General features: G+C 59.9%; 6 protein-coding genes. 3 read left to right on the forward strand and 3 right to left on the reverse strand.

All coding sequences use genetic code 11. The annotated features are described in order from the left end of the window. The first annotated feature begins 37 nt into the window (after positions 1-37). Genes VEZ52_RS11090 through VEZ52_RS11100 form a run of 3 tightly spaced genes read left to right on the forward strand, consistent with a single transcriptional unit; the run spans position 38 to position 2,123 of the window. A complete protein-coding gene (locus VEZ52_RS11090) occupies positions 38-679 on the forward strand; it encodes a redox-sensing transcriptional repressor Rex (protein ID WP_022658857.1) in 642 nt (213 codons plus the stop codon). Between the two features lie 6 nt (positions 680-685). Beyond that, positions 686-1,486: an adenosylcobinamide-GDP ribazoletransferase gene (locus VEZ52_RS11095; RefSeq protein ID WP_324836863.1), complete on the forward strand. Its 801-nt coding sequence runs from the start codon at positions 686-688 to the stop codon at positions 1,484-1,486. 58 nt (positions 1,487-1,544) lie between these two features. Then, positions 1,545-2,123 carry a nitroreductase family protein gene (locus VEZ52_RS11100; protein WP_324836864.1) on the forward strand — a complete coding sequence of 193 codons (579 nt, stop codon included), beginning with the start codon at positions 1,545-1,547 and terminating at the stop codon, positions 2,121-2,123. A gap of 84 nt (positions 2,124-2,207) precedes the next feature. On the opposite strand, the gene VEZ52_RS11105 is transcribed toward VEZ52_RS11100, so the two are convergent. The 3 genes from VEZ52_RS11105 to VEZ52_RS11115 all read right to left on the reverse strand — a co-directional run. After that, positions 2,208-3,401 carry a glycosyltransferase family 2 protein gene (locus tag VEZ52_RS11105; RefSeq protein WP_324836866.1) on the reverse strand — a complete coding sequence of 398 codons (1,194 nt, stop codon included), beginning with the start codon at positions 3,399-3,401 and terminating at the stop codon, positions 2,208-2,210. An 18-nt stretch (positions 3,402-3,419) separates the two neighbouring features. Further along, positions 3,420-5,066: a cobyrinate a,c-diamide synthase gene (locus tag VEZ52_RS11110; RefSeq protein ID WP_324836867.1), complete on the reverse strand. Its 1,647-nt coding sequence runs from the start codon at positions 5,064-5,066 to the stop codon at positions 3,420-3,422. A 418-nt stretch (positions 5,067-5,484) separates the two neighbouring features. Continuing rightward, positions 5,485-6,391 (reverse strand): IMP cyclohydrolase (locus tag VEZ52_RS11115; protein WP_324836868.1); only part of this gene is annotated, 907 nt, incomplete at its 5' end.

The raw sequence follows: 6,391 nt of genomic DNA on the forward strand, positions 1-6,391 counted from the left end.
AACAACAAGACACGCTTGGCATCCCAGAAGGTACAACATGGTCAACCCACCCAAAAGCAAACACATCCCCCGCGCGACTATCCAGCGCCTTGCCACATATGTTCAGGTGCTGGAAAATTTCGCACGTGACAGTGTCGAAGTTATTTCATCCAATCCCCTTGCAGAAGCCTGCGGCGTCAACGGCTCGCAGGTGCGCAAAGATCTTGCTTACTTCGGCGAATTCGGCATCCGTGGCGTTGGCTATCATGTCAAATCGCTCATTGCCGCCATTACCTCATCCCTGGGTGTTGACCGCGAATGGCGCATGGCGCTGATCGGCGTCGGCAACCTCGGCAAGGCCATCCTGAACCACGGCGAATTTCGCTCTCGCGGATTCAACATTGTGGGCATTTTTGACTGCGACCCGTTTAAAATCGGCGAAATTGTCCACGGTCTTGAAGTGCATTGCACACGCGACCTCAAGGACATGGTGACTGATCTGAACATCGAGATAGGCATCATCACCACCCCGCCGGAGCGGGCGCAAAGGGCCGCGCAGCACCTGATGGACGCAGGCATTACCTCCATTCTGAACTTTGCTCCCTCGCGTATCAAGGTGCCGGACAGAATCAACGTGGAGTACGTGGACTTTTTCCACCATCTCTATGCGCTGGCGTTCAACCATCCCCAGACGCGGTAATAAAACGTGGCATTCACTTCTGTGACATCCTGGCCAGGGCGCTTTCATGACGCCCTGGCTTTTTTGACCCGCCTTGTCCCCCCTCGCCCCTGCTGCACCGCAGATTCCCTCAGCGTGGCCATGCCTTTTTTTGCCCCGGTGGGTCTGGTGCTCGGCGCACTTTGCACGGCAGCCGCCTTTCTCTGCCTTTGGGTATTTGAAGCGCCAGACACGGGCTTTGCGGGCCGTTGCCTTGTCGCAGCCCTTGCCGCGTGGGCCTGGATACTCTGCGAAATATGGGCAACGCGAGGCTTGCACTGGGACGGGCTGTCTGATCTTGGTGATGCCGTAAGCAGCGGCGCCAGCGGCGAACGCTTCTGGGCTGTACTGCGGGATAGCCGCCTTGGCGCATTTGGTGCGCTGCATCTGCTTGTTGCCTTCAGCGGCCTATGGCTGGCCCTCACATGGCACCTTTCCACCGGCCAGTGGATTGCCCCCCTGCTCGCACCAGCCTGGGGCCGCGCAGCCTGCATCTGGCTGGCGGCATATACGGCCCCGCACGATGAACGCTCGCTCGGCGGTCTTGCCTGCGCTGGCTCAAGCCCACAACTGGCCCGCTGGCAAGTTGTGCTGGCAACGGGCATGCTTGTACTGGTTTTGCTTTTGGGCAATTGCCCTTTCTGGCGCTTGCCCCTGCTGGCCTTTGGCCAATTTTTGCTGATCCACAGCATGATCGACACTACGCGGGATCACGGCGGCGTTTCCGGTGATTTTCTTGGCGCGTGTATCCAATGGAGCCAGTTGTGGTTCCTGTTGGTAACAGTGTAAAGTGAACCTGTCTGACGCAAATGACCGGGTTTGCCCCGGAATAACCAAGGAGCCAGCTATGGATTTTAAAGCGCTCGCGGAAGCGGCCCGCACCTGCCGCCGCTTTTATGAAGACCAGCCGCTTGGCATGGCCGACCTGGAATGGCTTGTGGACTGCGCACGCGTAGCTCCCTGCGCCAAAAATGGACAGGAACTGCGCTTCATGCTTGTGGGCAACGGTGAAACCTGCCAAAAACTATTCGCTTTCACCCGCTGGGCGGGCGCTCTGAAAGATTGGGGCGGCCCGCACCCCGGCGACCGACCCACAGGTTTTGTGGTCATTCTTATGCCCAAGACGGGCAAGGAGCTGACCTGCATGGATGTGGGCATTGCGGCCCAGACCATCCAGCTTGCCGCCACCAGCCGAGACTGGGGTTGCTGCATGATTCAGTCCTTTGACCATCAGGCCGCGCCTTCCCTGCTGAACGTGCCGGAAGACATGAAAATTGCTTTGGTGCTGGGCCTTGGCCTTGCCAAGGAAAAGCGCGTCGTGGCCCCCATGCCCGAGGGCGGCGCAACTGCTTACTGGCGCGATGCTGAAGGCGTCCATTATGTGCCGAAGCGGAGTCTTGAAGACCTGATCGTTGCACGATTCTAGGTCACTATAACCTGAGTTGATGACAAAAAATCGCGGCAGAGCTTGTCTCTGCCGCGATTTTTTAATTTTCGGAGCCTCACCCCTTCAGTCAGCATGCTCCACAAGCCACTGGCCGAGCAACTGGGCAAGAGCTGTATCACCGTTGGCATAAGCCGCACGGCGCGCCTGCTGCACACGGGCCTTTGCCGTTGCCGCGTCGCACATGCCGCCCTCGAATACAGCCTGGGGATCAAGCTGCGACAAGGCTTTGCACACCCTCGGGTCGGGCATGAGCCGCAGGCATTCCATGAGCGTGCCCGTTGCGGCAACGAGGTCGCCCGCCTGCTCTTGATGCCGTGCCAGCAAGAGCCAGCCCTCAAGCCAAAGGGGTTCGGCACGCAACAGAGCCTTGCAGGCTTCGCTATTAAAGGGCTTGCTGCTGAACTCCGCACCTATGCGCTGCTGCTTTTCCTCGGGCAGCACCATCCAGGTATCGAGATTTTCACCAATACACAGGTCGTATCCGTCCAGCTTTGCCAGCACGTGTTCATCTGGGCGCACTGCCCCCCCTTTGCGCTGCATGAGCAGGGTGCAATTTTCCCTGTCATGGGCAAAGCGGCCCGGCGTCCGACTTGTATGATGATAAATGACGCTACGGCTCTCCACCCGTAGTTTCAGCCCCTGCGCACGCAGGGCAAAGCACAGGTCAATGTCCTCAAATCCGTTGCGGAACCCTTCATGAAAGCCGCCGCAGGCTTCAAACTGCGCCTTGCGCAGCATGATGGCCGCGCCGGTTATGGCCTGCAAGGGATGGGGTTTGCGTGCTGCGGCAAAGCTGCCGGGCAGGTGCTCGTAAAGATGCCCCACCGCATTGAAGGGATTCACGTAGATGCCGCAGTGCTGCACGGTGCCGTCAGGGTACAGCAGCAACGGCCCAGCCGCGCCAATCCGGGGATCAGCCATGACCTCGCGCAAAGGCGGCAGCCAGTCAGGGGTAAGCGAAGTGTCGTTGTTGAGAAAAAACAGCAGATCGCCGCCCGCAGCCTGAGCCCCGGCATTGCAGCCCCTGGCGAAACCCACATTTTCGTCCATGCGCACGGCCTTGAATGCCGCACCAAACAGGGCCTCGCCCAATGGTTCAAGTTCAGAAACCGTTGCGTCTGTGGAGTGATTGTCCACAACCACCACTTCCATATTTTCGCCTGCGGAATGCTCAGCCAGCGAACGCAGACAAGGCTCTGTCATGTCCCAGAGGTTCCAGACAGGAATGACCACAGAAACAAGGCTTGCTTCCGACATTTCAGCACCCTCCGGGCATCAGCGCCCCTGAGCAAAGCGGGCGGCAGCCGCCACAAAATTGGGGGCCCAGCAGGGAACTGCCGGGGCGAAAATATGCGTGTACGAAGCCCAGACATTCTGCCGCAGCAGCCCGTCCAGAGCGGGCGCGCTGGTCTGCTTGGCAGTTTCGCCCTTTTTCTGCCCGTCCGGCTCTGCCTCGCGCCCCATGCCCTGCCCTTTGCGCAGGCGCAGGCCGTGCAGGGGCGCAGCACCCTGCCAGCAGCAGCGCGAATAATGAAATTCGTGCCCAAGAATTTCCAGCCCTTTGGGTAAAAATGGATTTTCCTCCACCACTGTTCCGTGCACGTAGCCAAGTCCCTGCGGTTTGCCGCAAAACTGGGCAACAACGGGGAAGATATTGCTCATGGGCCAGAGCACGCCATCGCGTTCTATGCCCTGAGACAACAGCATGAAGCCGCCGCATTCTGCATAGATGGGCAGGCCCGCCCCAGCCCATGCGGCCAAGGTGCGCAGGTGGGGCGAAGCGCTGAGGGCAGCAGCGCAATCTTCGGGAAAGCCCCCGCCCAGGTAGAGGCCGTCAATTTCCCCGGCTTCGGCATGCTGCGGTTTTTCGCCGCGCAGTACGGGCCAGACGCCGGAACGCGGCCCCACGATCTCAAGCCGCACCAGCTCCGCACCAGCGCGCTCCAAGGCCTCAAGATTTTCTTCATAATAAAACCACAGGGCGCTGTCGCGCACATAGGCTATGCGCGGCGGGCGGGCGGATTTGACGGTCTGCGCATCGGCCCCCTTGCCGCCGGGCTTTTCAACCGAACCGGGGGTGCCCGGGTGCGGCGCTTCCGTTGGCGCTTCCACAGAACTAAAACATTCCGCCGCCATATCCACCGCTGCATCGACTGCCCCGCTGGCTGGCCAAAACGGCTCTGCCTGCTCCGGCCAGGGATCGGCAATGGCCGCCGTGCGGGCCGCAGCCATCACGGCTTCAAGATTGATGCATTCGGCCACAAAGCCGCCAAGCTTGTCGAGCACAGCGCGGGCCTCGGGCGAAAGTTCATCGCCGCATGAGGCAATGCCCATGTGACGCTCGGGCAGCGGGTTGTCTTTCAGGCGCGGCAAGGCCCCAAGCACGGCCACATCCGTATATTCCTCAATAACCTTGCGCAGCAGGGACTCGTGGCGTGCCGTGCCCACCTGATTGAGCACCACTCCCGCAAATTGCAGCCCCGGTTCAAAGGTTGTCATGCCGTGCACCAGAGCAGCCGCCGTGCGCGTCATCTTTGTGCAGTTGATGCTGAGGATGATGGGGCAGCCAAGCATACGCGCCAGCTCCGCTGTGGAGCATGAGCCCGCCACGTCCATGCCGTCAAAAAGCCCCCGGTTGCCTTCAATCATCCCGAGCACTTCTGTTGCGCCGCTTTGCGCCTGTGTTTTGCGCATGGCATGCGCAAACAGGGCCTTGAGGCGTTCCGGCCGGAGCATGTAGGGATCAAGATTGGTGGCGGGCCTTCCGGCGGCCATGGTCAGCCACGCGGCGTCAATATAGTCCGGCCCTTTTTTGAAGGGCTTGACCGTATGCCCCTGCGCGGCAAGGGCGCGCGTGAGCCCCAGCGAGAGCAGCGTTTTGCCGCCGCCGCCAGAAAGAGCCGATACGCACAGCCGGGGCATGGACGCAGCCGCTGAACCGCAGGCAGGATGAGACAAGTCGGATTGTGGCGAGGAGTGCTGCATGCGGCGGCCCTGTGGAGCAGTGCTCACAATTGTATTGCGCTCAATGAGTTTGCACAAGATATGGCGCAGTTCTTAGTCGCAAAGGCTTGCGGCCCGACCGGAACGCGAAATTTCACGTTGACCAGGCCGGGCCGCGCACCTGACAGCGTCAGGGACAAAAGCCATTCATCACAGCACAGATAAACATTTTCAATGTTAATCTGCTCCAGGGGCTTGTTTCTCAATAAAAGATTTTGCGCCGAGGACAAGGAAAACAGTGTTTTTTACGACAGGAGTGGACTCTTTCTGTCCATGACTGGAGTAAAAAATGCTGGCTGACGCAGTCATCGGCCAAAAGAATTATTGAGAAAAGCCCCTAGTGCTTGAAGGAACGCTGCCCCGTAAACACCATGGCGACCTGCGGCTTGGCCTCGTTGCAGGCCATAATCACTTCAGCATCGCGCATGGAGCCGCCGGGCTGTGCAATGGCCGCAACGCCCTGGGCCACAGCCACGTCCACCCCGTCACGGAAGGGGAAGAACCCGTCCGAAACAAGTGCAGACCCGGCCAATCCGCCATGGGAGGCTTCTGTGCGGCTTTCAATATCCGCAAGCCTGGCGGCCATAGCCGCATCGGTGGCGGCTTTTTCCTTGAGCTCGTAGAGCGACAGGCCAAGTTCGCGGAAGGCAAGCGTATCCGCATACTTGGTATGCGCCTTGTGGATAGCGAGTTCCACGCAGCCCACGCGATCCTGTTCACCCGTGCCAATGGCAAGGGTGGCCCCGTCGCGCACAAAAATGACGGAGTTGGACGTAACCCCGGCTTCCACAGCCCAGGCAAAGCGCAGGTCGTCAAGCTCCTGCTTGCTGGGAGCGCGGGCGGCCACGGAAACACCGTCCTTGGTGGTGGCAGTGGCGGGCAAAAAGTCCTTGGCTTCAAGAATGCGGTTCACAAAGGACTTCTGCACAATAATACCGCCGTCAGCCAGGCTTTTGATATCCAGAAAGGCCGAGCTGGTCAGCTCTTCAAGCCGCCCAAGGCCGGGCAGTTCCATGATGCGCAGATTTTTGCGGCCCTTGAGTATGTCTACCACGCCTTCTTCAAAGGAGGGAGCGGCAACCACTTCAAAATAGTTGGCGGCGACAATTTCCGCAGCTTCGCGGGTAAAGGGACGGTTGACCACCACGGCCCCGCCAAAGGCGGCGATGCGGTCGCACCAGAAGGCCTTTTCAAGGGCCGCAGCAATGCCGTCATTGCTCCAGGCCGCGCCGCTGGGATTGTTG

Source organism: Desulfovibrio sp. (genome assembly GCF_035644575.1).
Classification (GTDB): Bacteria; Desulfobacterota; Desulfovibrionia; order Desulfovibrionales; family Desulfovibrionaceae; genus Desulfovibrio.

Coding starts and splice junctions, on each gene's coding strand:
- VEZ52_RS11090 (WP_022658857.1), top strand. CDS start 38: ATGGTCAACCCACCCAAAAGCAAACACATCCCCCGCGCGACTATCCAG.
- VEZ52_RS11100 (WP_324836864.1), top strand. CDS start 1,545: ATGGATTTTAAAGCGCTCGCGGAAGCGGCCCGCACCTGCCGCCGCTTT.
- VEZ52_RS11105 (WP_324836866.1), bottom strand. CDS start 3,401: ATGTCGGAAGCAAGCCTTGTTTCTGTGGTCATTCCTGTCTGGAACCTC.
- VEZ52_RS11110 (WP_324836867.1), bottom strand. CDS start 5,066: ATGCCCCGGCTGTGCGTATCGGCTCTTTCTGGCGGCGGCGGCAAAACG.